Origin of the sequence: Streptomyces sp. NPDC101165 (assembly GCF_044768135.1) — a bacterium.
Taxonomy (GTDB): Bacteria; Actinomycetota; Actinomycetes; order Streptomycetales; family Streptomycetaceae; genus Streptomyces.
In genome coordinates this window covers 1-26,022 of record NZ_JBIWPG010000011.1, presented here as the reverse complement: position 1 = coordinate 26,022, position 26,022 = coordinate 1, and the positions used below count along the sequence as shown (strand labels likewise).

The following is a 26,022-nucleotide window of genomic DNA, read 5'->3' as shown; positions in this document are numbered from 1 at the left end:
AGCTCAGGGGGTTGGTTCACACGCGGTTCACACCGCGGTCGGGAGCGCTTTTGCGCCATCTTCGGTGACCCGCGTGGCACCGAAGTAGTCGGGGGTGTCGACCGGGTCGAACCGGATCACGGCGCCCGATCGCGGCGCGTCGATCATGTACCCGCCGCCCACATAGATTCCCACGTGCCGGATGGCCCGCGAGTCGGTGAGATTGTCGGAGAAGAAGACGAGGTCACCGGGGAGCAGTTGGTCGCGCGAGGGGTGCGGGCCCGCGTTGTACTGGTCGTTGGCGACCCGGGGCAGGGTGATGCCGACCTTCTCGTACGCGGCCTTGGTCAGACCCGAGCAGTCGAAGCGTCCTCCCTGGTCGGCGGTGCCGTTGCCGCCCCACAGGTAGGGCGTGCCGAGCTTGCTCTGGGCGAAGGCGATGGCGCCCGCGGCCTGCCGGGTGGGGTCGATCCGCCGGACCGGCGCGGCGAAACTCTTCTCCAGGCTGCGGATCCGCTGGACGTAGTTCTGCGTCTCACTGATGCCCGGGACGCCGCCCGCCTTGATGACCCGGTAGGCACCGGCGTTGTAGGCGGCGAGCATGTTGTCGGAGACGTTGCCGGGAACGTCCTTGACGTACTTGGCGAGTTCGCAGTCGTACGACGCGGCCGACGGGATCGCGTCATTCGGGTCCCAGATGTCACGCTTGCCGTCGTCGTTGCCGTCGATGCCGTGCGTCGCCCAGGTGCTCGGGATGAACTGGGCGATGCCGCGCGCGTCGGCCGGACTGACGATGGTCGGGTTCCAGCCGCTCTCCTGGTACAGCTGGGCGGCGAGCAGCGCCGGGCTGAGCGCGGGGCAGAGGTTCCCCCACTGCTGCACGAGCTGTTTGTAGGCGGCCGGCACGGCTCCCTTGGCGAGCCCACGGCTGCCCGTGGTCACGCTGTTGACGAGGTTCCCGGCGACGATGTACACGCCGACGACGAGCAGCATGACAAAGCCCATCCCGAGCCCGACAGCCGCCCCACCGATCACCCATACCTTCCGCACGGTTCAACTTTCCCCCATGCCGGGGCGGTTCATGGCACTTTCCGCTCGATGTGGCGTCATTTCACAGCGAAGCCCAGGCACATGATGCTGCTGTAGTCGTGGGGCGTGCGGATGTGGTGCCACTGGACGGTCCAGTCGCCGGGATCGTTGGTGAGCGGGATCGCGGGCCACGTCTTCTTCCCGTCCGGTGACCAGGAACGGAAGTCGTCCGGGTAGGTGAGGTACTTCCAGGCGGACTTGTCGCCGCCGTGGAGGTCGACGGGCTTGCTGGTGTACCCCAACGTCACGTTCTGCTGAAGCGCACCGGTGACGGGCTTTCCGGTGGTCGGGTCGATGCTGTGCGGCGGCTTCACGCTGACGGTCACGTAGTACGGCGCGTCGGTTCCGGATTTCCCGGGTGTCACGGAGTAGCCGCTGCTCCGGATCCCGATCTGCACCTTGTGGTCGAAGACCGGGTGCTCCCCGCCCTTGCTCGGGTCGTCGGGGTCGGACTCGGAGCCCTGGAAGCCCTCGGGCGCCCGCTCCTCGGCCGGCAGCTGGCACTGTCCCGTCGACGACTGCCAGAAGGTGCGGTCGATGTCGTCACCGGCGTAGGCGGGCGCGCCGCCCTTGCCGTCGTCCGCCTCGGACGCCGTGGCCTTCGGGCTGGACCCCGTGGCCTGCGCGCTCGCGGAAGCCCGCCCCTGCACGGTGTCCTTCCCCTCGCCCTGCTGGGTGAGCACCACTGTGGCGGCCGTCCCGACGCCCACCACGAGCCCCACGGCCACGGCCACCGTCCACCGCTTGCCCGAGCGCCGGCTCGGCTGGGCCAGCTGGGTGGGCGTGTAACCGGGCGGCCCGGACGGCGCCGGCCCCACCGTCGGCAGGTCGTGCGGCCCCACCGGCGGAGCCGTCGACGGCGCCACCGATGGCCGTACCGGCGCCGGCGGGGTCTGCGGTGCGGCCTCGCCCAGCGCGGCGAGGCCGGCGTAGACCGAGTCCTCCACCAGTGCGGTACGCACCCCGCAGCGTGCGATCACCTCGGCGAGCCCCGGCCGGGCGGCGGCGTCCTTGGCCACGCACGCCTCGATCAGGACCGCCAGCTCCGGTGCGACACCGGCCAGGTCGATGGGCTCGTGGACGGCGCGGTAGCTGACCCCGTTCGAGTCGCCCGAGCCGAACGGTGCCCGGCCGGTCGCCGCGTAGGCGAGGGTGGCACCGAGGGCGAACACATCGGCAGGCGGTCCGACCTCGTTGCGTATCAGCACCTCTGGGGCGGTGAAGCCCGGCGTGCCGGACGCGAACCCGGCATCGGTGAGGGCGGTCTGGCCCACGCCGCGTGCGATGCCGAAGTCGATGAGCTGCGGGCCCTGGGCGGCGAGGATGACGTTCTGGGGCTTGAGGTCCCGGTGGGTGACGCCGTGTGCGTGGACGGCGGCGAGGCCCTCGGCGAGCGCCGCGAACAGCCCTCGGCAGGTCTCCGTCGGCAGCGGGCCGCGTTCCGCCACGGCCTTGGCGAGGGTGGGCCCGGCGACGTACTCGGTGGCCAGCCAGTAGGGGGTGTCGTCCAACGAGGCGTCAATGAGGTTGGCCGTATAGGCACTCCGGACCGTCCGCGCGGTCTCCACCTCGCGCCGGAACCGCCCCAGAGCCTCGGGGTGATCGACGATCTCGTCCCGGATCACCTTGATGGCGACGAGCCGGCCGCCGGGCGACCGCCCCAGATAGACCTGTCCCATCCCACCCGCCCCGAGCCGGGCGAGCAGCGTGTGCGTGCCTATGTGCGGCGGGTCCTGAGGCCTGAGTGCGTCCACGGACCCACCTTGCCACGAAGATCAGTTGCCGGTCCGGGGTGTTTCACGGATCACGGTCGCGGGTCGCGTCCCGTCCGCCCCGCCTCAACCCCGCAGCCCCTCCAGCACGACCGTCCGCAACTCGGCGTACCGCTCGGCGAGATCGGCGCGCCGGCTGAGCACGTCCGAGACGTGCTGCATGCCGAAGAACGCGGAGACGAGGACCCGGGCGGCCGAGCGCGGGGTGACACCGGCGCGCAGTGCGCCTGCCTTCTCGACCTCCTCGACCAGGCCGGTGAGGAAGTCCTCCCAGCCGACGTACGGCTCGGGCAGGTCGGCGTCGATCAGCGACCGCTCGATCTGCAGCCGGGCACCGGCCTGCACGACGACGTCGTCGCGGAAGGCCTCGGTGACCCGGTCCAGGACCGCCACGAGCGCCTCGAACGGCGGCAGTTCACGGGCCGAGACCGCCTCCAGGATCACCGGCCAGCGGGCGTAGTGCTCCTGCACCACGGCGACGGCGAGGTCTTCCTTGTTCTTGTAGTGGAAGTACACCGCTCCCTTGGTCATCGACGCCCGTTCGGCGACGTCCTGCAGCGTCACCGTGGCGTAGCCGCGCGCGGCGAAGAGCTGGGCCGCCATCTCGAGGATGTGGGCGCGGGTCCGCCGTGCCCGTTCCTGCTTCGGCTCCGCCCTGCTGCTTGGCATCTACTCCACCTTCCCGAGGGCGCCCTGAACGCCTCGATCATGATGGCGACCATGCCCATGATGGGCTTCCTGGTGAACTGGGTGCTGCGCAAGGTCGTTCCGCCGAAGGGCGCGCTGGCCTTCATCGCGATGTCCTTCGTCGGTGTCATCCTGGTGGTCTCGGACGGCAGCCTCAGCTCCCTCCTCGCCCACCCGTCCGACTTCGGCCCCGACGCGCTGCTGCTGTTCGCCGCGCCGTGCTGGGTGATCTACACCTCCGGTGCGACGTACTTCCCGACCTGGTCGCCGATCAAGTACACCGCGATCACCACGGTCCTCGGCCTGGCCAGCGCCTCCGTCATCACGGCGGTCATCCTGGCCACGGGCGGCGTCCCGGTCCCGACCGCCCACGCGGTCACCTCGATCCTGCCCGAGCTGGCCTACATGAGCATCATCGCCGGCTTCGTGGGCGTGCTCGGCTGGAACTTCGGCAACAAGTACCTCGGCCCGCTCAACGGCGTCCTCTTCATGGACGTCGTCCCGATCACGGCGTTCATCGTCTCGGCGCTGACCGGTGTGATCCCGGCGGGCATGCGGGTGGCCGGCGCCTCCCTGACCGCGCTGGCGCTGGCGCTGGTCCTCAACAACCTGTACCTGCGCAAGGTCACCAAGCGGACGGCGGCGGAGGCGGCGGCGAAGAAGTCGGCGGTGACGCCCGCCGCTGCCGAGAAGCCCGCACCGGTGACGGCGGGGCGCTGACCCGGCTCGTGGTGAACGGACGCGGCTGCCGTGGGGGTACGACTCCCACGGCAGCCGCGCCACTGTGTCCGCCGGGCTCACGGATCGGCAGTGGCGTCCTTGTACAACTCGTCCGCCTCCGCGCCCAGCACCACGCTGTAGGAGATGTCGGCGGTGACACCACCGTGCTCATGCCCGCCCAGCACCCCGACGATCTGCTTGGCCCCGTTCACCCAGGGACTGCCACTGGTCCCTCCGGTGAACTCGGGACAGTTGATCCGCTGCTGGGTACGGCTGTGCAGGGCCGGCTTGTTGGTGCAGGTGATGGGCACCTCGCGCTCGTCCGGATACCCGGTGACGGTGACGGCGGTGGCCCCGGTGGCGGTCCCGGTGACGAACCGGTTCCCGCCCACCACGTCCTCGACCCGCTTCCCGCCCAGCTCGTCGACGTAGGCGAAGGCGATGTCACTGTCCTCGTGCTGCCCCTTGGCCCATCCGTCGGGCAGGAACCGCTTCGCCACCTTCCACACCCCGTAGGGCGCGTGCCCGTCGCGGTACCCCGGCGCGAACACCAGATCACCGGCATCGCCGTCCACACAATGCGCGGCCGTGACGATGAGATCCCGCTGCCGGCTGTGCACGACCGAGGCGGTGCAGAAGTGCCCGCCGACCAGCTTGCCGACCCGGTCCGCGCCGAACAGCGCGCCGACCCGCGCGCTCTGTCGCGACGCGACCGTGGCGGCGGTGACCCCGAAGGGCCCCGGCCCGTCGGAGGCGGAAGCCACGGACGCCGACGTGAGGCCGAGCGTCACCACACCGCACAGCAAGGTGGGACGCGAAGTGAGCCAGATGCGTGAGATGCGCTTCATCAGGCGTCACTCTCTCCCATAAAGGTGAGAAACCCGTCCCGACTTCACTGAGATTTTCCTGTGAACCGTCCCTATGGCTGCTGGGCTTGTCCATGGACCGGGAAGTCTCGGTGGTCTCAGTGGTCTCGACGGCGGCCCGACATCCCGCTCGGCGTCGAATCCACCGTACGGTGCGACGCTCTCCGTCGCCTCTCCGTCACGCTCCGCACGCGCTCCCGTGGTCCCTCCTGAGCTACTGCTCACCCCCCGCCACGACAGTCCGCCCACAGCAGCTTCCCGCCCTTCGACCCGCCCAGTTGCCGCAGCACGGAGACTCCCCACGAGTCGGCACAGGCACGCACGAGGTGCAGCCCACGTCCGGTTTCGGCGTCGTCCGGTGCTACGGCGACGGAGGCGGCCTCTTCTCTGTCCTTGGTGAAGCCTGGCGGAACCCGGGGGTCGGTGTCCCACACGGCGATGCGCAGCCGGCCCGCTTCACTGCCGAGGAGACGGAGGGCGTACGGGCCGGTGGTGTGGAGGTGCGCGTTGGTGAGGAGTTCGCCGGCGACGAGTTCCGCGGTGGGGGTGAGCGCGGAGAGGTCGTGTGCGGAGAGGACGGTACGGAGGGTTGCCCGGGCGATCCCCGGTGCGCGTGGATCGTGCGGGAGTTGGAGGGTGTAGGTCCAGGGCGGGGATACGGTGGACATGGAAAGCCTCCGGCCAGTCAGGGGGGTTGAAGGTCTGAGCGGGGCCCCGGTTGTAAGGTAGCGGCACCCAGTGAAGGTCTTCACTGAAATGCAGGGATCGCCTTCACTACCACCTATGTGAGTGACTGCAAGGAGGCGGCAAGCCCGTGAGGAACCCAACGGGTCGCCAACTGCGCTTCGGCACGGAGCTGCGGAAACTGCGCGAGCGTGCAGGCCTGAGTTCCACCGAGGCCGGTCAACTCCTAGGCATCAAGCAGGCCCAGGTCAGCAATATGGAGGCAGGTCGCGTAGGCGTGAGCCCCGAGCGGGTACGCACGATCGCCTGCCGCTACGACTGCTCCGACAAGCCCCTTGTCGAGGCGCTCAGCGACATGACCTCGGAGCGCACCCGCGGCTGGTGGGAGCAGTACCGCGAACCCCTGTCCAGCTCACTTGTCGACCTGGCCGAACTGGAGCACCACGCCCGGTCGTTGCGCGACTCGACCACCGCTCGCATCCCAGGTCTGCTCCAGACACGCGAGTACGCACTCGAGATCTTCCGCCAGGCCGTGACCGAACTCTCGCCACCCGACATCGAGCACCGCCTGTCGTTCCGGATCAAGCGCCAGGCGGTTCTCTTCCGCGAGGGCGCTCCGACCCCGTACGAGGCGATCATCCACGAGGCCGCCCTGCGCATGAAGGTCGGCGGTTCCACGGGGGCCCGAGCGCAGTTGCAGCACCTGCTCGACATGAGCGACCGAGACCACATCTCCCTGCGCGCGATCACCTTCGACGCCGGCGCCTACCCGGGATCCGGCCAATCGATCCACTACGCGCACGGCCCGGTACCGCAGCTGGACACCGTCTACCTCGACCAGGCCCACGGCCTCGCGTTCCTCGACGCCGAGGCCCAGTTGCGCAAGTACCGCACACTGTTCGACCGGGTCGCGGCTGTCGCACTCGCGCCGAAGAAGACCCGAGACCTCATCCACAACGTGATGCGAGAGCTGTGAAGGGAACGCCCGTGAACCCGCGCTGGCAGAAGTCCTCGTACTGCTCCGAGGGCGCCTCCTGCATCCACATATCCGCCACCCCCGAAGCGGTCCGCATAACCGAGTCCGCCGACCCCGCCGGGGCAATACTCACCACGACCCCCGCGGACTTCGGCGCCCTCCTGGCCGCACTCAAGGAAGAACCGGACAGCACCTCCCCCATCGAGATCACCTTCGGCGCAAACAACGCCGAGGAAACCCCCGTCCACCTCCACGCCCCGAACACCGTCGTCACGACCACCCGCCACCAGTGGGACACCTTCGTTCTCGGTGTCCGAGCGGGCGAGTTCGACCACTTCGTGGGCGCGTCGAGGATCACCGGTCCATAAGATCCCAGGCTGAAGCAACCGGCAGCCGGGCCAGGGCGGCAGTCAGCGCTCAGGCCGGTGGAAGACCGCGAGCGGGCCGTACTCCGTGGACTTCACGGCGGCGAGTTCGGGGTGGGCGGAGAGGCGGTCCCGTCGGATCCCGACGATGTCCGGCAATGCGGCCAGCTGCTCACCGGGACCGACCAGGATGCGGTCCCAGTCCTGCCCGCCGGATGTACCCACACGGTCGATGACGAATCCGAGGCAGTGCGCGGCGTCCTGGTCGAGCGTTCGCACCAGGGCGGCAACGACTTCCTCACGATCGGCTGCGGGGACGTCGGCGATCTGGACGGTGACCTTCTGGGTGGACGGGTCGAGGCGCCGTACGTGTGCCGTGACGGGCTGGTCGTACCCCATCCAGCAATGGAACTCCACATCGAGGTACTGACCGTCGGCCAGAGAGGCCGCCAGCACGTCAGGACCGCCCATGAGCGGCTCCCTTCTGCCGTCCGCCGTCTCGCGGGAGCCGAAGAGGGCGTCCGTGAGCGGATGCACGACCGAGAGACCCGCGGTGCCGAGCTGATTGATCAGTGCGCGGCTCGACACGCTCGTCAGCGTCGGCAGGTACCAGACGAAGAAGGGCTTCGGAGCAGCGGGCTGCGCGTCGGCGCCGTCCGAGGCGTCCCGGCCGAAGTGCTCGTTGAAGATTTCGAGGGCACGCTCATGGGAGAGGACAGGGCCGGCGTAGTCGTTGCCCCGGATGTGGGCGACGAACTCGGCGGGGAGAGCGATGTGATGCCGACGTACGTAGTGCGTCAGCTCGACAGGCCACAGCCAGGTTCCGTCGGTGACAAGGGACCCGGCGCCGGGAATCCATGCGTCACCGGTGATGACGTCCCGCTCCGCTCCCATGGCGGAGTAGATCTCGGGCGACGATTCCAGGTAGGCGACGATCCGGTCCTCATCCCACTCCCCGGCAGTTCTGACCGCATCGCGAAGGGAAGGAGCGGAGGCCGACGGATCGCCGTGCTCGCCGAACTCCTGGTAGAAGCCCACTCGCTTGATCATCGTCTCTCCAGTCGAACCGTGGGCTCAGTGGCTCATGGGCAGGTAGATGCGCCAGTAACCATTGTTACCGATCGTGGGGGTCTGATTGAGGCCGAGCTCGGCCGAGGTGCCCACTTTGTTCGTGGGTGCGTAGACGGGTACGCCCAGCTCATTGGCCACGGACTGCCCAAGTGGCAACGCCGGCGGCTTCGCGTCGGCACCGGAATGGCATGAGATGAGCCGCACCGGCCCACCGCTGTAGTTGGGATTGCTGCGGATCGCGTCCACGATGTGGTTGGGATGCACCTCGAAGTCGGTGATCGTCCGTCCCGCCATGTTGATGCGCCCCGGCAGAAAAACACCCTCGTTCGTCCCATGGACGACCACGTCGTGTACACCCGGCATCCGGGCCACACGCTGCAGGTTGTTCAACGTGCGCTCGTCGTAGCCGATGGTGGTCGTCCCTTTGCCGAAATAGACGGGATCACCTGAGACGAGTTCAAAGTCCCCGGGCTTGGTCGGAGGTACCGGAACCTTCGAGTCTTCACTCCGCAGGAGTTTCCAGTAGCGCGCCTTGCCCATCTCGTCCAGCGCGGCACTGTTCAGCCGCAGGGAGTTGCCGAAGACTGCCTCGAAACCACCACTGTCCGCGACGACCCTCGCCGTACCCCCTGCGGCTCCGAACATGCCGCCGTAAAGCATCCCGTCGGTGGCCGCCTGGCTCGCTTCGTCGAGACTGAAGCCCTTGCTCTCGCCGAGGGCGATGGAGACCGGCTGGGTGACGGCCAGGTCGACGGTGACGGACTCGATGCCGGCGAAGGCAGCGGTGGACAAGGTGGTGCCCGCGATGGTGGCAACCTCGGTGGTGACCGTGACACCCAGGGTGCCGGCGAGTTCGGTGACCGTCGCCGCGGCCGCCACGGCGGCACCCTCGGACATACCCGCGGTGAAGATGGCCAGGGCGGTGCCCGCGACGAGCGTGGCGCCGACGATCTCCAGCTCGTGCTCGAGCTTCTTCTTCGCCCCGTGCACGGCGTCCGCGTACGCGTCCAGCGCCTTGGCCATGTCACGGGCGGCGTCGGCCAGGTCCTTCAGCCAGCCGTGCCCGTCGTGGTAGTAGCGACGCCAGAACGGGTCGTCAAAGGCGGAGATGGCCTCGCCCTTGTTGTGCTCGATCAGGGAACGGGCCGCCTTGTTGGCACCGGAGGTGACGTCGTCGACGTCGTCGGCGAAGGCCCGCCACGCCTTGGCGGCATCCCGCAACCCGTCCTCGTCCGCGTCCGGCCACCACATGCCGGTCATGTCCTGGACGACCTTGCGGGCCTTGTCCGCAACGCTCACTTGCCGTCGCCCTCGGTGTCGTGATCAACGGGGATCCGGCTGAACATGCCGCGGATCAGCTGCTCGTTGTCGATGTGTCCGTCGGCCATGTCGACCATGGCCTCGTGAATGCTGACCAGACCATCGACCAGGATCTGCGCGGATTCCTCGATCTGCTTGACGTGCGGGCCGTACGCCTTGTGGAACTTCTCGCCCTGCTCGTCATCGCCCCACGGCGCCCCGGCCGCGGCAAGCCCGTGCTTCAGCTTGGTGAGCGCGTGTGCAAGGGCAACGCTTTGATGGTCGAACTGAGGCGCTGTCGCCTTGATATCGGCGATCTTGATTTCAAGTATCTCGCCACTGTCACCCATGACTTGGCGTCTCCCCCCGCCGCTGACTGCCCGGATGTACGACCCTAAATTCCGGCCAGTGCTTCACGACTGCGAGTTACGCCAAGCCGGAGTAAAGATCCGGTAGGTGGCCGTGAGTCATCTCACTGGCGATGGCATGGCGAGCCGGCACATCAAGGTGAGCCGACGATCCGTACAGCGGAGAGGGCAGGATTCGAACCTGCGTGGACCCCTGAGGGGCCCGACCTTGAGACGTGCTCGCGGTCCCCGATCAACCACTCCGGGCACCTCTCCCCGTGACCGGCTTCCGGTTTCCCGTGCCGTTCACAAGTACAAGAGTGCCCGGAGGTGCTGACAGCCCGCTGACGGAGCGCTGACCGCCAACGGGCGTCCGGAGAAGGGGCCTAGTCGACGTCGACCGGACCGTCGTCCGACTTCTTCTCCTTGCTCGCGGGCAGCTGGATCAGGTCGTTGACCTTGTTCTCCTCGGGGCGGCGGCCCTCGGAGTCCTGCCCGTTCAGGTTCTGCCGGACCGAGTCGAGGATGGTCAGGCCCTGGGACACCAGGCCCGCGGCGATCTCGCCGAGACCGTCCGCGCCGTTGAGGACGTTGACGTTGGCGCCGGCGAGGCCACCCGCGGCCTCCTTCACGATCTGCGGGAGCTGGTCGATCAGCATCCGGTCGAGCGCGACCCGGTCGTACGAGGCCGCCGCCTCCGCCTGGATCTTCATCCGCTGTGCCTCGGCGGCGGCGAGGATCCTGACCCGCTCGGCCTCGGCCTCGGCGGGCTTCACGACCTCGGCCACCAACTGCTGCTGGCGCAGCTTGGCCTGGCGCTGGGCCAGCTCCGTCTGGGCGGCGAGCACCTCCTGCTGGGCGTGCGCCTGCGCCAGCGGTCCGGCCTGCGCCGACTGGGCCTGCGCACGGTCCACCTCGGCCGAGTACTCCGCCTTCACGATGGCGGTCTGCCGGGCGTACTCGGCCTGCTTACGGGCCGCCGCCTGCTCCGCCTCGACCGCGGCCTGGGTGGCCTGCGCCTGGGCGATCTGCGCCTGCCGCTGGATCGCCGCCTTGTGCGGCGCGGACATCGCGTCGATGTAGCCGGTGTCGCCGTCGTCGATCGACTGGATCTGCAGCGAGTCCACGATCAGGCCGATCTTCGCCATCTCCGTCTTCGAGGTGTCCAGGACCTCCGCGGCGAGCTTCTGACGCTCGGTGACGATCTCCTCGACCGTCATCGAGCCGATGATGGCCCGCAGGTGGCCGGCGAAGATCCGGCCGGTCAGCACCGACATCTGCTCCTGGTCGGAGAGGAAGCGCTGGCCCGCGTTGATGATGCTCTCGTGGTCGTTGCCGACCTTGAAGGCGATGACCGCACGGACGTGCAGCGAGATGCCCTGCCTGGTCACACAGGTCTCGGTGACCTCGGACTCGCACATCGACAGGGTGAGGAAGCGGACCTTGCGGAAGACCGGCAGCACGAACTTGCCGTGCCCCGTCACCACCCGGAACGGCGCGCCCCCCAGTCCCCGCCGACCGCCCGAGATCAACATCGCCTCGTCGGGCGCGGGAACGCGGTATCCGAACATCCTGTACTCCTCAGCCGGCGTCGGCGGTGTCGCCGCCGAGCGCATCCAACGGATCCACCCACTCGATGACACCGACCTCGCGGCATCCACGGGATTCGATCACGAGTACCGTCGCGCCCGTCGGCAGGGGTTGCTCCGACCACGCGAGGAAGGTCTCGGAGCCTCCTCTGACCCGCACCAGGACCTCACCGGGGCCCGCGGATCCACGCGTTCCGATGAGCACTTTCCCCGTGCAGCCGATCACGGCCTCGTCCTGCGGCATCACCGGCCGTCCTCCTCGTCCTGACCCCAGGATTCCGACGATAGACCCAGTCGGGGCGGGGGCCCAGCGGACGGTGGGCCTCGGTTCCAGAGGACTCCGTGGGACCCGGTTCCGCCGCCGCGGCGGACGGCCCCCGGCGTGCTGCCTCCGCCCTAGCGCACCCCCTCCGCCCCGGCCGGCCCCGCCACCGCGGCGAGCCCCCACGCGACCCCGGTCATCTCCTCCGACAGCCCCCACAGCCTCCGCGCCCCCTCGGGATCGCTCGCCGCCGTGCTGCGGCCCACCAGTGTCGGCGCGCCCCGCATCTCGCCCAGGCCGTCCGGGCCGACGTACGCGGCCCCCGGCAGATCCTGGCCGGCCGCGTAGAGCGTCGGCAGGGCGCCGGACTTGTCGTCCTGGGCCAGGACCTTGTTGCCGACGGCCATGAACGCCCGCAGGAAGGGGTTCGTCGTGTGGCTCTGCAGGTTGGTCGCCGCGTAGCCGGGGTGGGCCGCCAGGGCCCGTACGGAGGAGCCCGCCTCGGTCAGGCGGCGCTGGAGTTCCAGGGTGAACAGGAGGTTGGCCAGCTTGGACTGGGCGTAGGCGCGGGTCGGTGAGTAGCGCCCCTTCAGGTTCACGTCCTCGAAGTGGATCACTCCGTCGCCTCCGCGGTGGAGACCGGAGGACACCGTCACCACCCGGTCCGTGACGTACGGCAGCAGCAGGTTGGTGAGGGCGAAGTGGCCGAGGTGGTTCGTGCCGAACTGCATCTCGAAGCCGTCCTTGGTGCGCTGCTCCGGCAGCATCATCACGCCCGCGTTGTTGATCAGCAGGTCGATCGGCCCCTGCCATCCCGCGGCGAACTCCCGCACCGAGGACAGGTCCGCCAGGTCCAGGCGGCGCACCTCGACGCTGCCGCTCACGTTCGCCGCCGCGGCGCCGCCGCGCGCGGGATCCCGTACGGCGAACACCACATGCGCCCCGGCCCGGGCCAGCGCCTCGGCGGTCGCGAGGCCGAGGCCGCTGTTGGCGCCGGTGATCACGGCCGTACGGCCGGACAGGTCGGGGAGGTGGGCCGCGTTCCACTTGCGCACAGGGCGCGTCGTCTTGCTCGTATCAGCCATACCCTCAATGTAGGCAGCGCCAACAATGCTGTCAATGACAACAATGATGGCGATGACAACTAAATTGACGCCGTCTACATCGGGATACGATGGTGCCCATGTCGCGCATGTCCCCGTCATCCACGAGCCGGCCGTACCACCACGGAGATCTGCGCGCCGCCCTGCTCAAGAGCGCCGAGCGCACGCTGCGGGAGAAGGGGGTCGGCGCGCTGTCGCTGCGCGAGCTGGCCCGTGACATCGGGGTCAGCCATGCGGCCCCGGGCCGGCACTTCAAGGACAAGCAGGCCCTGCTCGACGCCCTCGCGCTGGACGGGTACGAACGCCTGAACCAGGCCCTGGGCGCCGCCGCCGAGCAGCCCGGCCTCACCTTCGAGCAGCGGATGACGGCGCTCGCCCGCGCCTACCTCGGCTTCGCCGTCGAGAACCCGGAACTCCTGGAGCTGATGTTCGCGCGCAAGCACGACCCCGACAGCTCCGCGCAGCTCGCGGCGGCCGTCGACGAGTCCCTCGGCTCCTTCGCCCGGATGATGGCGGACGCCCAGGAGCGGGGCGAGATCATCCAGGGCGATCCCGAGCGCCTCACGATGGTCGCCGCCGCGAGCCTGCACGGACTCGCCGCCCTCATCGCGAGCTGCGCCCTGGAGGCGGAGGAGGCCCTGGCCGGCCTGGACGAACACGTCCATCTACTGCTGCACGGCCTCAGGCCCAGGTGAGCAACTGACCGTCTGTGCGCCCTCTGTGCGCCCGGTCAAGCACAGGCCAGCACAGAGCCATTGATCAGTAAGCCCCCAACCCCCTTCGGTATGGCGGAAGTCAGAATTCCGAAACCCTCCTTGTTTGTCGCGTACTCAACAAGTCATCGTCGTCGCGGGCCGCCGCCCCCACCGGCAACCACACCGGTGGCCCCCACCCGCAGGCCTCTGTCACCCCACTCACAGGAGGCTGTACGTTGCGTACGCCCACCCCCACCACCCCCCATATACGCGGCAGATGGCGCCGTATCGGCTCCGCCGCCACGATCACCGCGGCGCTGCTCCTCGCCGGACTCGGCACCGCCGCCCACGCGGACGCGGCCACCCCCACGGCCCCGAAGTCCGTCAGCGCCAGGGCCGTCGCCGCGCAGGTCGCCAAGGCCCATGTGCACTACACCAACGCGTGTGACGCGACCCCGAAGAAGGGCTACGCGTCCTGCCACGCGCTGCGCGTCACCAGCGGCACCACCGCCTTCCAGGAGGAACAGGCCGCCAGGAAGGGCGTCGCGCCCGCGACCGTCTCGCCGAAGGCCTCGTCCGACTCCCCGACGGGATACGGCCCGAGCGACCTCCAGGACGCCTACGGCCTGACGTCCGCCGCCTCTTCCAGCGGCTCCGGCGAGACCATCGCGATCGTCGACGCGTACGACGACCCGAACGCCGAGGCCGACCTGGCCACCTACCGGTCGTACTACGGCCTGTCGGACTGCACCACCGACAACGGCTGCTTCAAGAAGGTCGGCCAGACCGGTTCGACGACCTCCCTGCCCAGCGCCGACAGCGGCTGGGCCGGTGAGATCTCGCTCGACCTCGACATGGCCTCCGCCGTCTGCCCGAACTGCACCATCCTGCTGGTCGAGGCGAAGTCGTCGAGCATGGCCAACCTGGGCACGGCCGTGAACGAGGCCGTCAAGCTGGGCGCCAGGTTCGTCTCCAACAGTTACGGCGGCTCCGAGTCGTCCAGCGACACCTCCTACGACACCTCGTACTTCAAGCACCCGGGCGTCGCCATCACCGTGAGCGCGGGCGACGAGGCCTACGGCGCGGAGTACCCGGCGGGCTCGAAGTACGTCACCGCCGTCGGCGGCACCGCCCTCAAGACCTCCTCCAACAGCCGCGGCTGGACCGAGAGCGTCTGGAAGACCTCCAGCACCGAGGGCACCGGCTCGGGCTGCTCCGCGTACGACGCCAAGCCCACCTGGCAGACCGACACCGGCTGCACCAAGCGCATGATCGCCGACGTCTCGGCCGTCGCCGACCCCGCCACCGGCGTCTCCGTCTACGACACCTACGGCTCCGACGGCACCGGCTGGAACACCTACGGCGGCACCAGCGCCTCGGCCCCGATCATCGCGGGCGTCTACGCCCTGGCCGGCACCCCGGGCTCCAGCGACTACCCCGCCTCCTACCCGTACGCCGCGGCCGGGACGTCCGCCCTCAACGACGTCACCAGCGGCACCAACGGCACCTGCTCCACCAGCTACTTCTGCACCGCGAAGTCGGGCTACGACGGCCCGACCGGCTGGGGCACCCCGCAGGGCACGGACGCCTTCACCGGCTGACGGGCAGGTGAACCACCCCGTCGGGTCACGGGGAGCCGCCATCTGAGGGGGACGTGGGGTCCCTTCGGCGGCAAGGAAAAGGAAGACGGGTCACGGCATCCGGCCGCGGCCCGTTTTCCCGTGCTCACTACCATGCCCCGCAGCACACTTGGTCCATGACACCCACGGGGGAAACCATATGAAGCGCACGCTCGCAGTCCTGCTCACCGTCGCCGCGTTCACCACGCCGCTGGCCGGTTGCAGCAACACATCGAAGAACGTCACCGGCACCGTCGTCAGCAAGGACACGGACCACGAGTGCAAGACGAAGAAGAAGGGAACGAAACGGACCCGCAGCTGCCACACCGAGTACGAGCTGACGGTCCGCACGAAGAGCGGCGACCAGGAAGAGGTCGACGTCAGCAGCGGCGCCTACGACAACTGCGTCGAGGGTTCCAGCTATCCCAAGTGCACCACGCGCTAGTCGGCGTGTGTCGAGCCCGTGCAGATCTCCGGAGCCTGCCTGCCGGGCTCGGCCGGGCACCTATGCTGCACTGCACATCTCAAGATCATCTGCAAAAACACACGGGGACATGAACAAGTACACAGTGACGGCCGTCGGCCTCGTCCTTACGCTCGGGCTGGTCGCAGGCTGCGGTTCCTCCGACGGCGACGACTCCGCCGCCCGGCCGAAGGGCGGCAACTCGGCCGGCCCGGACGGCGCGAGGCCCACAGGACCCGCGTACAGCGGTCCCGCGATACCCGGCCTTGCCGCCCGGCCCGCGTGGAGCCTGCCGCCCGCCCACGCCATCGACCTCGGTGACACCCTCCTGTTCGTCAAGGATGCCCAGGGCAAGTACGCCATCGGTCGCGGATACGCGTGGGAGCCGGCCGACGGCTCGATCGGCACCCTCCACTTCACCGACGACCCGGAACCGGCCACCTTGGAGTTCCGGGATGTGAAGACCGGCCGGGTGCGCAAGATCCTCAAGGTGAAGACCGATCGCGTGGCCGCCACGACCTGGCACAACGGCGTCCGGGCGGTCGCAGTGTTCGCCGCTGCCACGACGGAGTCGGACGGTCTGAGCGAGGAAAAGACCACCACCAAGGTCACCGTCTACGGCAGTGACGGCACCGAACTGGGCAAGGCCACGGCCGAGGGCGACAAGTTCGACGTCCACGAGGCGTACATCATCGAGCAGGACGGTGAGGAGAGCCTGAAGCTCACGCCCATTGACGGCGGCGCCGCCCGCAAGGTCACCTGCACCGGACAGCTGGCGCAGTGCTCCTTCGACTCGCGCACCAACGAGATCGACGGTGGGCAGGCCCACGCGCCCTTGATCACCGGCAAGTACGCCTTTTACGTGGAGAACGCGTCCACCTACGAGGACGATCCCGAACAGCTCGTCATGACGGACCTCACCACCGGCAAGAAGGCCTGGAGCACCGCGGACGTCACCCCGCCGGCGGGCGTGGAGCTGGACGAGGACGGGAAGCGCACCAGCGGCGCCCTCCGGGTCCTCGACGTGCGCGACGGCCGTGTCCTCACTGCCTGGGGTGCGGGCGCCTTCTCTCCCGACACCTGGGTGACGGCGACGTACGACATCGCAAGCGGCAAACAGGTCGGCGGCTCCTCGAAGTACTCGTACGAGGACAGCCCTTCCGACACCATCGACACCGAGGGCACTTCCGTCTTCACGCCCGACCGCACCCTGGCCGCCGCTCACACGGAGCAGGGCACCGCCGTGTGGCAGCCCGCCGACGGCAAGGAGGTCTGGGCACAGAAGGAGGGCGAGAAGGCGATGCAGCCGCTGCGCTTCTCGCCGAACGGCATCCTCTACGGCACCACGAAGGACGACTTCAGCCCGAGCGTGTTCCTCGCAGTCGACGGCCGTACCAAGAAGGTGCTCGCCAAGAGCCTGCCCGAGGAGAACATCCCGCTCTTCTCGCAGCCGTCGGGGTACGGCTACATCAGCACGCAGAAGGGCTTCTTCGTGTTCCCAGCCCAGGGCTGAAGCGTGTTGTGCGGGTGGAGACGCTCACCGGGCCGGGGGGCCGCGCGGCCGGACGCCGTGAGCGGTACCTTCGTAGCGCTTGCCATAAACGCGGTCAGGCCCCATTCACCCGTCCGAGGGGGATGACGGCCGACCGCGACCCACCGTTGCCTGCCCGACCGGCCGTCAGAAACCCTGCCGGGCCGTAAGGGGGTCAACGACGGAACCACACGACAGGTTCCGCTCAGGCCTCGTTGCCCGGCGTGACCTGCCGTGATACACAGAGTGACCGTACGAGGTATTCGTACGAAACCCGCCAGTCAATGACGTCAAGTCGACATACGACGGCGACGTTGTCAGCGAGAATGATGCCTGACCTCTGCACACCGCGGGGTCCAGCGGAACTACCCACCAGGGGCGGTGACTTACATGCTCTTTGCGGCCGACAAGGGAGACATCAACACCATCATCGGCGGGATCGCTCCGGACTGGGGCCCCTTCGGCAGCCTGGGCAACGAGGCCAAGGTGATGATCGAGGTGGTGATGGCCGTGGCCATCCTGCTCTGCCTCGGCATCGCGGTCTGGGGTGCGGCCAAACAGCGGATCGGCGCGACGGCGCTGCGCGACACCTTCAGCGCCGAGCAGGGCAAGGGCCTGATCATCGCCGGCCTCACCGGAGTCTTCATCATCGGCTCCCTCGGCACACTGTTCACGATCGTGTACGGCATGGCGGTCTGACGCCCCTTCTGCTCCCGGGCGCGCCCGGTCGTCCCCTCCACCCCACCCACCCGTCGTGCCCACCGGCAGAGGTTGCGTTTCCCTGATGTCGAGTCACCACACCGCGCCCGCGCGGGAACCAGCACGGCTACCGTCGTATGTCTACAAGGTGGAGGGGGCGTACGCGGCATGAGTCCCACAGACGAGCAGGATTACACCGAAACGGGCCAGACCCGAACCCGCCTGCCCGGCGGCGACCCCTACGGCGGCGCACCCCGCAGAACCGGCCGCTCCTCGTCCCGGGGCCTGGTCACGGTGGTCGGCGTGGTCGTCCTCCTCATCGCAGCGATCGCCTTCGCGAACCGCGGTGACGGTTCGTCCACCGACAACTCGTCCGGCAAGAGCGACCGGCCCCGAACATCCTCCACCGCAGCCAGCGGCACGAAGCCGGTGGAGACGAAGAACGGCGGCATTCCGTCGGGGTTCACGCACAGCGGGCAGGGGGCGGAGAGCGCGGCGGCCAATTATGCGGTGGCCCTGGTTTCGGCCGACATTCTCAAGCCTTCGCGGCGGAGCGAGATCGTCAAGCAGGTGTTCGCCACCGATCAGCAGGCTCCCCTGACTGAGAAGTTCGACAAGGCGTACAGCAAGCAGTTCCTGAGCAGCATCGGCCTGGACGCGAACGGCAACGCACCCACCGGACGCACCTACGTCTCACGCACGGCGCCGCTCGGCACCAAACTCACGAACTACTCGGACTCCACCGCCACGATCGAGGTCTGGTGCACCGGTGTGTTCGGCACCGCCGGTAACGACTCGACCAATCCAGTCACCAGCGACTGGTTCACCATGACCCTCCAGCTGCGCTGGGAGAACGGTGACTGGAAGGTCGACAGCTTCTCCCAGAAGGACGGTCCCGCTCCCGTCCCCGGCGACAGCAAGGCATCCAGCGCCGACCAGATGGCCAAGGCCGTAGAGGAGTACGGAGGCTTCACTTATGCCCGGTAGTCCGCGCCGAGTACTCAAGATCGCCGCCGCCGCAACCGCCGTGCAGGGCACTGTCCTCCTGCTGGCCACTCGAGCCGTCGCCGCCCCCACACCGTCACCGTCGTCCAACAAGTGCGACCTCATCGTCGGCCCTGCCAAGCAGTTCTGCGAGAAGGACAGCAGCTCGAAGGGAGGCTCCTCCGGCCTCACCTCCGACAGCCCCATCGGCTCCACACTCGACCCCCTCGCCTCCCTCGCCAAAGGCTGTGCCGACGCTGCCTCATGGACCATCGGGAAGCTCAGTGGTGCGGTGAAGGAGACGGCCAACGTCGACTTCACGAACACGAAGTTCCTGCAGCAGTACGCGGTGGTGTTCGCGGCGTCCACGATCCTCACCCTGCTGCTGTGGCTGCTGGCCGTGGCCAAGAGGGCCGTGCGAGGGGTGCCCCTGACCACCGCGATCGGCGAAGCCGTCGGCTTCCTGTGGCTGACGGTCCTCGCCTCCGCGTTCACCCCGCTGATCCTCTACACGGTCGTCTCGGCGACGGACGGCGTCACGGACGTACTCGCGAAGGCCACCGGCGACCAGACGGACACCTTCTTCGGCACCTTCTCCGGCGCCCTCAGCAAGGGCAACGACATCGGCGGCGGCCCGATCATGCTGATCGTCGTCTCCCTGGTCAGCATCCTCGCCGCCGGCGTCCTCTGGCTGGAGCTGGTCATCCGCGCCGCCCTGCTCTACGTCGGCGCCCTCCTCGGCACCGTCGTCTACGCGGGCCTGGTCGACAAGAACCTGTGGGGGCACGTCAGGCGCTGGGCCGGAATCATGATCGCCGTCATCCTGGTCAAACCGGTGATCGTCATCGTGCTCGGCCTCGCCGGCGCCCTCTCCGGCGACAGCGGCCCCGACGCCTTCTCCGCCGTCGTCTCCGGCCTCGCCATCATCCTGCTCGCCATCTTCGCCAGCGCGATGATCTACCGCTTCGTCCCCGGCTTCGGCGACGAGATCGCGAACGGCCGCAACAACCGCATCATGCAGGGCGCCGAGGGCAAGGCCGCCGCCGTCATCAGCTCGCCCGCCACCCTCGTCGCCCAGGGCATCAAGACCCACAGCACCCGCGCCGACAACAACGGAGGAGGCGGAGGCGGCTCCAGCAGCGCCCGCCCCGCCAACCCCGCTTCCGGCGGTGTCGCCGCCCACAGCAGCCGTACCCCCCAGGGCGGCGGCGGAGCAGTCCCCTCCGCCGCGCCCGCGCCGCGCGCACCCAGCCCGGCCAACACCCCGCACGCCAGCAACAGCCGCAACAGCAACCGCTCGGGAGGTGAAGGGCGTTGACGACCGAGTCCCACCTGTCCCATCCGGTCACGCCCCGCCGTACGTATCTCATCGGCCGCGCCCGGCCGAACGCGATCGTCGGCCGGAACCGCGAGTCCGGCGAGATCGCGCTGATCATCGCCGGCGCGTTCCTCGGCATGATGTGCGGCCTCCTCGTCCCGGTCCTCTCCCTGCGGATCGTGCTCCTGACGGGCTTCCCGCTGCTCGCGCTCGCCGCGGTCTACGTGCCGTACAAGCGCCGCACGTTCTACAAGTGGTTCGAGATCAACCGCTCGTACAAGCGGACCGTCAAGCGCGGCGCCGCGTACCGCTCCGGTGCCGTCGAGGCCGGTACCCGGCTCGACGGGCGCGAGGTCGAGATCGGGCCGCCGCCGGGCATCGGGCGGATCAGCTGGCTCGCCGCCCCCTTCGGACCCGACGAGATCGCCGTCCTCCTGCACGCCGACCGCAGGACGGTCACGGCCGCCATCGAGATCGAGGGCCCCGGCGTCGGCCTGCGCGACGCCGAGGACCAGGAAGCCCTCGTCGACCGCTTCGGCACGCTGCTCAAGCACGTGGCCAACGGCGACGGGTTCGTCACCCGTCTGCAGATGCTCGCCCGCACGCTCCCCGCCGACCCCGACGCCCACGCCAAGGACGTCACACTGCGGGGCGACGAGAAGGCCCCCGACTGGCTGTCACGGTCCTACGACCAGCTCCAGTCCATGGTCTCCACCAGCAGCGAGCAGCACCGCGCCTACCTCGTCGCCTGCATGCACTACACCCGCGAACTGGCCTCCGAGGCCCAGGCCATGGCACGCGCCGCGCGGCCCCAGGCCGGCCGCAAGCTGGACCGGGACGCGGGCCTGGCCGTCGTCATGGCCCGTGAGCTGACCGACATCTGCTCGCGCCTCCAGGAGGCCGACATGCGCGTCCGCCAGCCCCTCGGGCAGGGCAGGCTCGCCTCCCTCATCCACTCCATGTACGACCCGGACCACCCCATCGACCACATCCAGGCGATGACCCGGCGCAACGCCTGGCCGGCCGAACTGGACGCCATGGAGCCCACCTACCTCCAGGCCAAGACCCGCGAGTCCGCCACCCGCGCCCCCTGGTGCCACGCCACGGCCTGGGTGAAGGAGTGGCCGATGACTCCGGTCGGCGTCAACTTCCTGGCGCCCCTGCTCGTCCACACCCCGGACGTCATCCGCACGGTCGCCGTGACGATGGATCTCGAACCCACCGAGGTGGCCATCGAACGCATGCTGACCGAGAAGACGAACGACGAGGCCGAGGCGTCCCGCGCCGCCAAGATGAACCGCACCGTCGACCCGCGTGACATCGCCGCCCACAACCGCCTCGACCAGCGCGGCGAGGACCTGGCGAGTGGCGCGGCGGGAGTGAACCTCGTCGGCTACATCACCGTGTCCTCCCGCTCCCCGGAGGCCCTCAACCGCGACAAGCGGACCATAAGGGCCTCCGCCGGAAAGTCGTACCTGAAGCTGGAGTGGTGCGACCGCGAGCACCACCGGGCCTTCGTGAACACACTTCCCTTCGCCACCGGCATTCGAAGGTAGGGGCTGATGCGCTGATGCGGGACCCGCTGTCCGTCCTCACCGACGCCTTCACGTCCTTCCTCTTCGGCAAGGTCGAGACGACCCGCCTGCCGGTCCGCACCTCCACGGGCCAGGCCCAGGCGGTCTACCTGCCGACCGCCGCGCCCGGCCTCGGCGACTCCGGCGTCATCATCGGCCGCGAGGTGTACTCCGGGAAGGGCTACATCTACGACCCCTTCCAGCTGTACGGCCAGCAGCTGCCCGCTCCGCACTGGCTGGTCCTCGGCGAGTCCGGAAACGGCAAGTCGGCCCTGGAGAAGACGTACGTCCTACGGCAGCTGCGCTTCCGCGACCGCCAGGTGGTCGTCCTCGACGCCCAGGGCGAGGACGGGGTCGGCGAATGGAACCTCATCGCCGAGGAGCTGGGAATAACTCCCATCCGCCTGGACCCGACGGCGGCCCTGGACCACGGCATCCGTCTGAACCCCCTGGACCCGGCGATCACGACGACGGGCCAGCTGGCGCTGCTGCGCACCATCATCGAGGTCGCCATGGGCCACGGCCTGGACGAACGCTCCGGCTTCGCCCTCAAGGTCGCCCACTCCTACGTCAACGAGTCGATCCTCGACCGCCAGCCGGTCCTCACCGACATCGTGGAGCAGCTGCGGCACCCCGAGCCGGAGTCGGCGGAGGCGATGAACGTCGCCATAGACGACGTTCGGGCATGGGGCCTGGACGTGGCCCTGGTCCTGGACCGCCTGGTCGACGGTGACCTGCGCGGCATGTTCGACGGCCCGACGACCGTCGGCATCGACCTGGACGCCCCGCTGATCGTCTTCGACCTGTCCCACATCGACCGCAACTCCATCGCCATGCCGATCCTGATGGCGATCGTCGGTGTGTGGCTGGAGCACACCTGGATCCGCCCCGACCGCAAGAAGCGCATCTTCCTCGTCGAAGAGGCCTGGCACATCATCAACAGCCCCTTCGTGGCACAGCTGTTCCAACGCCTGCTGAAGTTCGGCCGACGACTGGGCCTGTCCTTCGTCGCGGTCGTCCACCACCTGTCCGACGTGGTGGACGGCGCGGCGGCGAAGGAGGCGGCGGCGATCCTGAAGATGGCCTCGACCAGAACCATCTACGCCCAGAAGGCGGACGAGGCGAGGGCCACGGGCCGGGTTCTGGGCCTCCCACGCTGGGCCGTGGAGATCATCCCCACCCTCACCCCCGGCATCGCCGTCTGGGACGTCAACGGCAACGTCCAGGTGGTCAAACACCTGGTCACGGAGACGGAACGCCCACTGGTCTTCACCGACCGCGCCATGACCGAGTCGTCCAGCGACCTGACGGCCGACGACGCCCTGCACGCGGCCGAGCTGGAGGCCGAGGAGCGGGCGGCCGCCTTCGTGGAGCAGCACCTGGGCGACTCCGAATCGACGGTGGCGTAGGGGGAGAGCGTGAGACCGGACGACCGCGACCGTCGCGACAGACGTGACAGCCGTGACGGCCGTCGGGAAGGCCAGGGCGGCATCCCCGACGGCCTGCTGATCGGCATACTCGGCTTCCTCCTCGGCATGACCCTGCTGGTGTGGACGGCCACGGGTCTGGCAGGCCTCTTCACCAAGGGCGCCTGGCCCCAGGGCGTCACCTTCACCCACACCCCCCTGGCCATGCGTCACCTCATCGGCCGGCCCCACGACATCACCGGCGCCTGGCCGGACACCCCCGCCGGCCAACTCTCCGGCTGGGGCCTCTTCTGGGGCCTGTTCATCGGCCAGCTGATGGTCCTCTTCGTCCTGGCCCTGTTCGTGATGGGGACGGTGGCGCGGTGGCGGGCAGGGAAGGCACGGCGAGCGTTCGACCGGGGGGCGGCGAAGGGGCGGGCCCAGTCGCCGGCACCCGCGCCGGCTCCCGTTGCCGCTGCCGCTCCCGCTGCAACACCGCAGCAGCACTACGAGGTCCCGGAGCCCCGCACGGAGCCGGAGCCGACGGAGGCGGCGCAGGAGGCGGCTGGGGAAGGTCTGTCGGGCGCCTTCTCAGCCAACGGTGAACGGGTGGGTGGGTGGGAAAAGATCCTCATCGCACCCAGGGAAAGCCGCCACGCAACCGCAACCCAGGCCATCCAGGATGCACCAGGCCCCACCCTTGTAGTCACTTCAAACCCCGCCCTCTGGCAGGACACAAAGGACGCCAGAGCCAAACTCGGCCCCACCCTCCTGTATGACCCCACCCACCTCTGCGACACCCCGGCCCGCCTCCACTGGTCCCCGACAACAGGCTGCGCGGACAAACAAACAGCGCTGAGCCGAGCGGCAGCGCTCCTCAGCCCCGTCCAACCCACAGCCAAGATCGACCAGGCGGTCGCCGACACGGCGATAACGCTCCTGCGGAGCTACCTGCACGCCGCAGCACTGGAATCCCGCACCGTCCGCCACGTCCACCGCTGGTCCCAGGGCACCCAGATCCAGGACGCCGTACGAACTCTCCGTACCCACCCCAAGGCCGCCCCCGGCGCCGCGGGCGAACTCGAGGCCGCCCTCACCGCGCACCCGGAACGCCGTGACATGGCCCAGGAGTTGACCAGCCGGGCGCTCGCCGCCCTCTTCACGGTCAACATCCGCGAGGCCTGCACTCCCAACCGAACTGATGCGCTCGCCTTGGATTCCTTCGTGGACGAAGGGGGCACGCTTTATCTGGTAGGTGAATCCATCGAGGACCCCAGGACCAACCCTGGTGCGATGCCCCTCCTGACGGCCCTCGTCTCCAGCGTGGTCGAGCGCGGCCGGCGCATGGCCGAACGGTCATCCTCCGGTCGGCTCGACCCACCACTCACCCTGGTGCTGGACGATGTGGCGGCCGTGGCGCCACTCCCCCAGCTGCCGGACCTGCTCGCCACCGGAGCCGACCGGGGCATGCCCACCCTGGCTCTGCTCCGCTCCCGCGAACAGGCCAGATCCCGCTGGCCCCACCAGGAACTGCCCGCCTGACCCCGGCTCCAGACCGCCGCTCCGGAACTACCGCTGCAGAACGAACTCCAGCTCGTTCTCGGCCTCGTCCTTCACGAACGACACGACCAGCCCGCTCGGCGCGAACCCCACCTTGCGGTACGCCCCCTGCGCCCGCGCGTTGTCCGCGTGGACGAACAGCCGTACCCGCTCGGCACCGCGCTCCCACGCCCAGGACACACCGGTGTCGAAGAGGGCCTTGATCAGCCCGTTCCCGCGGTGCTCCGGCCGTACGAACACACCGACCACATGTCCCTGCCGGCGCTCGACCGGATTCCCGCCCCAGTCCTCTGTCCCGGCCTCCTCCAGGAGCACGGTGACGGTGCCGGCCCAGCTCCCGTCCGGTGCCTCGGCGATGAACTGCCGTGCGGAGCTGGTCTGCTCAGCGGATCTGGCGGCCCGCTCCTGGTAGAAGGAGTCCGGCCGTTCCAGGGCGTCCTCGTAGGTCTCCAGGAAAGCGATGGGCGCGACCGGATCCCGCAGCGCGTCCAGACGCAACTGCTTCACGGCGGCCCACTCGTCGGGTCGTATCGCTCGGACGACGTAGTCATCGCTGGTCGGGCTATTCATGGAGCCACGGTAGCCCGCACCCCTCACACACCTCACCCCATATTCGGGGCCGACTGTCAGTGGCCGGTCCTACTGTGGCCCCATGACCACGCTTTCCGATCGACCCAACACCGCAGTGCTCATCATCGACGTCCAGAACGGCGTGGTGGCGAACTCCCACGACCGCGACGGCGTCATCGCGAACATCAACACCCTGATCGACAAGGCCCGCGCGGCGGACGTGCCGGTCATCTGGGTGCAGCACTCCGACGAGGAACTCGCGTACGGCGGCGAGACCTGGCAGTACGTACCGGAGCTGACCCGCCAGGACGCCGAGCCCCTGGTCCACAAGAAGTACCCGGACTCCTTCGAGGACACCGACCTGGAGACGGTGCTGGCCGACCGCAAGGTGGGCCGGCTCCTCGTCTCGGGCGCGCAGACCGACGTGTGCATCCGCTCGACCCTGCACGGCGCGATCGTCCGCGGGTACGACGCGACGCTGGTCGCCGACGCCCACACCACCGAGGACCTGTCCAAGTACGGCGCTCCCGCCCCGGAGCAGGTGATCGCCCACACCAATCTCTACTGGGGATGGCACAGCGCACCCGGCCGCCGGGGCGGGACCGTGGAGACGGCTGAGGTGGCCTTCTAAACACCCGTGAAAACAGAAAACCCCCGCATCCGAAGATGCGGGGGTTTTCTCAAAATTTGTTCGGCGGCGTCCTACTCTCCCACAGGGTCCCCCCTGCAGTACCATCGGCGCTGTGAGGCTTAGCTTCCGGGTTCGGAATGTAACCGGGCGTTTCCCTCACGCT

At 69.0% G+C, this 26,022-nt stretch carries 26 protein-coding genes, 1 rRNA gene and 1 pseudogene; 14 read left to right on the top strand and 14 right to left on the bottom strand.

Features of this window, described 5'->3' with window-relative positions; translation table 11 throughout:
• Nucleotides 1–27: 27 nt before the first annotated feature.
• The 3 genes from ACIRVH_RS23805 to ACIRVH_RS23795 form a co-directional block, all read right to left on the bottom strand.
• Nucleotides 28–1,029, bottom strand: a complete 1,002-nt coding sequence (locus ACIRVH_RS23805) for an NlpC/P60 family protein (protein ID WP_403956418.1) — start codon at nucleotides 1,027–1,029, stop codon at nucleotides 28–30.
• Nucleotides 1,030–1,085: 56 nt separating this feature from the next.
• Nucleotides 1,086–2,822, bottom strand: a complete 1,737-nt coding sequence (locus tag ACIRVH_RS23800; RefSeq protein WP_403956416.1) for a serine/threonine-protein kinase — start codon at nucleotides 2,820–2,822, stop codon at nucleotides 1,086–1,088.
• Between the two features lie 84 nt (nucleotides 2,823–2,906).
• Nucleotides 2,907–3,509, bottom strand: coding sequence for a ScbR family autoregulator-binding transcription factor (locus ACIRVH_RS23795; RefSeq protein WP_403956414.1), 603 nt, complete (start codon nucleotides 3,507–3,509; stop codon nucleotides 2,907–2,909).
• A gap of 51 nt (nucleotides 3,510–3,560) precedes the next feature.
• Here ACIRVH_RS23795 and ACIRVH_RS23790 point away from each other — a divergent pair, with 51 nt between their 5' ends.
• A complete protein-coding gene (locus ACIRVH_RS23790) occupies nucleotides 3,561–4,247 on the top strand; it encodes a hypothetical protein (RefSeq protein WP_403956412.1) in 687 nt (228 codons plus the stop codon).
• Nucleotides 4,248–4,324: 77 nt separating this feature from the next.
• Here the strand turns inward: ACIRVH_RS23790 and ACIRVH_RS23785 are convergent, their stop codons facing one another.
• Together ACIRVH_RS23785 and ACIRVH_RS23780 are read right to left on the bottom strand one after the other, a co-directional pair.
• Nucleotides 4,325–5,095, bottom strand: a complete 771-nt coding sequence (locus ACIRVH_RS23785; protein WP_403956410.1) for a trypsin-like peptidase domain-containing protein — start codon at nucleotides 5,093–5,095, stop codon at nucleotides 4,325–4,327.
• Between the two features lie 239 nt (nucleotides 5,096–5,334).
• Nucleotides 5,335–5,781 (bottom strand): ATP-binding protein, encoded by a 447-nt coding sequence (locus tag ACIRVH_RS23780; protein ID WP_403956408.1) that lies wholly within the window; start codon nucleotides 5,779–5,781, stop codon nucleotides 5,335–5,337.
• Nucleotides 5,782–5,927: 146 nt separating this feature from the next.
• On the opposite strand from ACIRVH_RS23780, the gene ACIRVH_RS23775 reads away from it, so the two are divergent.
• The gene (locus ACIRVH_RS23775) at nucleotides 5,928–6,773 is read left to right on the top strand and encodes a helix-turn-helix domain-containing protein (protein ID WP_403956406.1); all 846 of its coding nucleotides are present in this window, start codon (nucleotides 5,928–5,930) and stop codon (nucleotides 6,771–6,773) included.
• An 11-nt stretch (nucleotides 6,774–6,784) separates the two neighbouring features.
• Nucleotides 6,785–7,141 (top strand): DUF397 domain-containing protein, encoded by a 357-nt coding sequence (locus tag ACIRVH_RS23770; RefSeq protein ID WP_403956404.1) that lies wholly within the window; start codon nucleotides 6,785–6,787, stop codon nucleotides 7,139–7,141.
• A 42-nt stretch (nucleotides 7,142–7,183) separates the two neighbouring features.
• Here ACIRVH_RS23770 and ACIRVH_RS23765 read toward each other — a convergent pair whose 3' ends face one another.
• The 7 genes and pseudogenes from ACIRVH_RS23765 to ACIRVH_RS23735 form a co-directional block, all read right to left on the bottom strand.
• On the bottom strand, nucleotides 7,184–8,188 hold the full coding sequence (locus ACIRVH_RS23765; protein ID WP_403956403.1) for a hypothetical protein: 1,005 nt from the start codon (nucleotides 8,186–8,188) through the stop codon (nucleotides 7,184–7,186).
• A gap of 24 nt (nucleotides 8,189–8,212) precedes the next feature.
• A complete protein-coding gene (locus ACIRVH_RS23760) occupies nucleotides 8,213–9,508 on the bottom strand; it encodes a WXG100 family type VII secretion target (RefSeq protein WP_403956401.1) in 1,296 nt (431 codons plus the stop codon).
• On the bottom strand, nucleotides 9,505–9,858 hold the full coding sequence (locus ACIRVH_RS23755) for a hypothetical protein (RefSeq protein WP_403956399.1): 354 nt from the start codon (nucleotides 9,856–9,858) through the stop codon (nucleotides 9,505–9,507). The genes ACIRVH_RS23760 and ACIRVH_RS23755 overlap by 4 nt, the downstream gene beginning before the upstream one ends.
• A 178-nt stretch (nucleotides 9,859–10,036) precedes the next feature.
• Nucleotides 10,037–10,131, bottom strand: a pseudogene (locus ACIRVH_RS23750).
• A 110-nt stretch (nucleotides 10,132–10,241) separates the two neighbouring features.
• A complete protein-coding gene (locus ACIRVH_RS23745; protein WP_403956397.1) occupies nucleotides 10,242–11,426 on the bottom strand; it encodes a flotillin family protein in 1,185 nt (394 codons plus the stop codon).
• A 10-nt stretch (nucleotides 11,427–11,436) separates the two neighbouring features.
• Nucleotides 11,437–11,688: a hypothetical protein gene (locus ACIRVH_RS23740; protein WP_403956395.1), complete on the bottom strand. Its 252-nt coding sequence runs from the start codon at nucleotides 11,686–11,688 to the stop codon at nucleotides 11,437–11,439.
• A 152-nt stretch (nucleotides 11,689–11,840) separates the two neighbouring features.
• A complete protein-coding gene (locus tag ACIRVH_RS23735; RefSeq protein ID WP_403956394.1) occupies nucleotides 11,841–12,791 on the bottom strand; it encodes an oxidoreductase in 951 nt (316 codons plus the stop codon).
• A gap of 98 nt (nucleotides 12,792–12,889) precedes the next feature.
• Here ACIRVH_RS23735 and ACIRVH_RS23730 point away from each other — a divergent pair, with 98 nt between their 5' ends.
• The 10 genes from ACIRVH_RS23730 to ACIRVH_RS23685 all read left to right on the top strand — a co-directional run bounded on the left by ACIRVH_RS23730 (nucleotide 12,890) and on the right by ACIRVH_RS23685 (nucleotide 24,640).
• Nucleotides 12,890–13,504 carry a TetR/AcrR family transcriptional regulator gene (locus tag ACIRVH_RS23730; RefSeq protein WP_403956392.1) on the top strand — a complete coding sequence of 205 codons (615 nt, stop codon included), beginning with the start codon at nucleotides 12,890–12,892 and terminating at the stop codon, nucleotides 13,502–13,504.
• 236 nt (nucleotides 13,505–13,740) lie between these two features.
• The gene (locus tag ACIRVH_RS23725) at nucleotides 13,741–15,105 is read left to right on the top strand and encodes a peptidase S8 (protein ID WP_403956390.1); all 1,365 of its coding nucleotides are present in this window, start codon (nucleotides 13,741–13,743) and stop codon (nucleotides 15,103–15,105) included.
• Nucleotides 15,106–15,283: 178 nt separating this feature from the next.
• Nucleotides 15,284–15,568 carry a hypothetical protein gene (locus ACIRVH_RS23720; RefSeq protein ID WP_403956388.1) on the top strand — a complete coding sequence of 95 codons (285 nt, stop codon included), beginning with the start codon at nucleotides 15,284–15,286 and terminating at the stop codon, nucleotides 15,566–15,568.
• Between the two features lie 109 nt (nucleotides 15,569–15,677).
• Nucleotides 15,678–17,099, top strand: coding sequence for a hypothetical protein (locus tag ACIRVH_RS23715; RefSeq protein ID WP_403956387.1), 1,422 nt, complete (start codon nucleotides 15,678–15,680; stop codon nucleotides 17,097–17,099).
• Between the two features lie 408 nt (nucleotides 17,100–17,507).
• Nucleotides 17,508–17,816, top strand: a complete 309-nt coding sequence (locus tag ACIRVH_RS23710) for a hypothetical protein (RefSeq protein ID WP_014673544.1) — start codon at nucleotides 17,508–17,510, stop codon at nucleotides 17,814–17,816.
• A 168-nt stretch (nucleotides 17,817–17,984) separates the two neighbouring features.
• Nucleotides 17,985–18,803 (top strand): hypothetical protein, encoded by an 819-nt coding sequence (locus ACIRVH_RS23705; protein ID WP_403956385.1) that lies wholly within the window; start codon nucleotides 17,985–17,987, stop codon nucleotides 18,801–18,803.
• Nucleotides 18,793–20,118 (top strand): hypothetical protein, encoded by a 1,326-nt coding sequence (locus tag ACIRVH_RS23700; protein ID WP_403956383.1) that lies wholly within the window; start codon nucleotides 18,793–18,795, stop codon nucleotides 20,116–20,118. The genes ACIRVH_RS23705 and ACIRVH_RS23700 overlap by 11 nt, the downstream gene beginning before the upstream one ends.
• Nucleotides 20,115–21,674 (top strand): SCO6880 family protein, encoded by a 1,560-nt coding sequence (locus tag ACIRVH_RS23695; protein ID WP_403956381.1) that lies wholly within the window; start codon nucleotides 20,115–20,117, stop codon nucleotides 21,672–21,674. Before ACIRVH_RS23700 ends, ACIRVH_RS23695 begins: the two co-directional genes overlap by 4 nt.
• A gap of 14 nt (nucleotides 21,675–21,688) precedes the next feature.
• Nucleotides 21,689–23,101, top strand: coding sequence for an ATP-binding protein (locus tag ACIRVH_RS23690; RefSeq protein ID WP_403956380.1), 1,413 nt, complete (start codon nucleotides 21,689–21,691; stop codon nucleotides 23,099–23,101).
• 9 nt (nucleotides 23,102–23,110) lie between these two features.
• Complete coding sequence (locus ACIRVH_RS23685) at nucleotides 23,111–24,640, top strand: type IV secretory system conjugative DNA transfer family protein (RefSeq protein WP_403956378.1); 1,530 nt, start codon at nucleotides 23,111–23,113, stop codon at nucleotides 24,638–24,640.
• 27 nt (nucleotides 24,641–24,667) lie between these two features.
• On the opposite strand, the gene ACIRVH_RS23680 is transcribed toward ACIRVH_RS23685, so the two are convergent.
• Nucleotides 24,668–25,228, bottom strand: a complete 561-nt coding sequence (locus ACIRVH_RS23680) for a GNAT family N-acetyltransferase (RefSeq protein WP_403956376.1) — start codon at nucleotides 25,226–25,228, stop codon at nucleotides 24,668–24,670.
• An 82-nt stretch (nucleotides 25,229–25,310) separates the two neighbouring features.
• Between ACIRVH_RS23680 and ACIRVH_RS23675 the strand changes: the two genes are divergently transcribed.
• Nucleotides 25,311–25,859, top strand: coding sequence for a cysteine hydrolase family protein (locus tag ACIRVH_RS23675; protein ID WP_403956374.1), 549 nt, complete (start codon nucleotides 25,311–25,313; stop codon nucleotides 25,857–25,859).
• Between the two features lie 58 nt (nucleotides 25,860–25,917).
• Here the strand turns inward: ACIRVH_RS23675 and rrf are convergent.
• Nucleotides 25,918–26,022: ribosomal RNA gene (gene rrf, locus ACIRVH_RS23670) — 5S ribosomal RNA — on the bottom strand; the annotation flags it as partial.

Excerpts from the sequence above, each read along its gene's own strand:
- ACIRVH_RS23705 (WP_403956385.1), top strand. The coding sequence starts at position 17,985 with ATGAGTCCCACAGACGAGCAGGATTACACCGAAACGGGCCAGACCCGA.
- ACIRVH_RS23680 (WP_403956376.1), bottom strand. The coding sequence starts at position 25,228 with ATGAATAGCCCGACCAGCGATGACTACGTCGTCCGAGCGATACGACCC.
- ACIRVH_RS23735 (WP_403956394.1), bottom strand. The coding sequence starts at position 12,791 with ATGGCTGATACGAGCAAGACGACGCGCCCTGTGCGCAAGTGGAACGCG.
- ACIRVH_RS23765 (WP_403956403.1), bottom strand. The coding sequence starts at position 8,188 with ATGATCAAGCGAGTGGGCTTCTACCAGGAGTTCGGCGAGCACGGCGAT.
- ACIRVH_RS23785 (WP_403956410.1), bottom strand. The coding sequence starts at position 5,095 with ATGAAGCGCATCTCACGCATCTGGCTCACTTCGCGTCCCACCTTGCTG.
- ACIRVH_RS23730 (WP_403956392.1), top strand. The coding sequence starts at position 12,890 with ATGTCGCGCATGTCCCCGTCATCCACGAGCCGGCCGTACCACCACGGA.
- ACIRVH_RS23675 (WP_403956374.1), top strand. The coding sequence starts at position 25,311 with ATGACCACGCTTTCCGATCGACCCAACACCGCAGTGCTCATCATCGAC.
- ACIRVH_RS23790 (WP_403956412.1), top strand. The coding sequence starts at position 3,561 with ATGCCCATGATGGGCTTCCTGGTGAACTGGGTGCTGCGCAAGGTCGTT.
- ACIRVH_RS23690 (WP_403956380.1), top strand. The coding sequence starts at position 21,689 with ATGCGGGACCCGCTGTCCGTCCTCACCGACGCCTTCACGTCCTTCCTC.
- ACIRVH_RS23710 (WP_014673544.1), top strand. The coding sequence starts at position 17,508 with ATGCTCTTTGCGGCCGACAAGGGAGACATCAACACCATCATCGGCGGG.
- ACIRVH_RS23700 (WP_403956383.1), top strand. The coding sequence starts at position 18,793 with ATGCCCGGTAGTCCGCGCCGAGTACTCAAGATCGCCGCCGCCGCAACC.
- ACIRVH_RS23745 (WP_403956397.1), bottom strand. The coding sequence starts at position 11,426 with ATGTTCGGATACCGCGTTCCCGCGCCCGACGAGGCGATGTTGATCTCG.
- ACIRVH_RS23780 (WP_403956408.1), bottom strand. The coding sequence starts at position 5,781 with ATGTCCACCGTATCCCCGCCCTGGACCTACACCCTCCAACTCCCGCAC.
- ACIRVH_RS23795 (WP_403956414.1), bottom strand. The coding sequence starts at position 3,509 with ATGCCAAGCAGCAGGGCGGAGCCGAAGCAGGAACGGGCACGGCGGACC.
- ACIRVH_RS23740 (WP_403956395.1), bottom strand. The coding sequence starts at position 11,688 with ATGCCGCAGGACGAGGCCGTGATCGGCTGCACGGGGAAAGTGCTCATC.
- ACIRVH_RS23720 (WP_403956388.1), top strand. The coding sequence starts at position 15,284 with ATGAAGCGCACGCTCGCAGTCCTGCTCACCGTCGCCGCGTTCACCACG.
- ACIRVH_RS23755 (WP_403956399.1), bottom strand. The coding sequence starts at position 9,858 with ATGGGTGACAGTGGCGAGATACTTGAAATCAAGATCGCCGATATCAAG.
- ACIRVH_RS23715 (WP_403956387.1), top strand. The coding sequence starts at position 15,678 with ATGAACAAGTACACAGTGACGGCCGTCGGCCTCGTCCTTACGCTCGGG.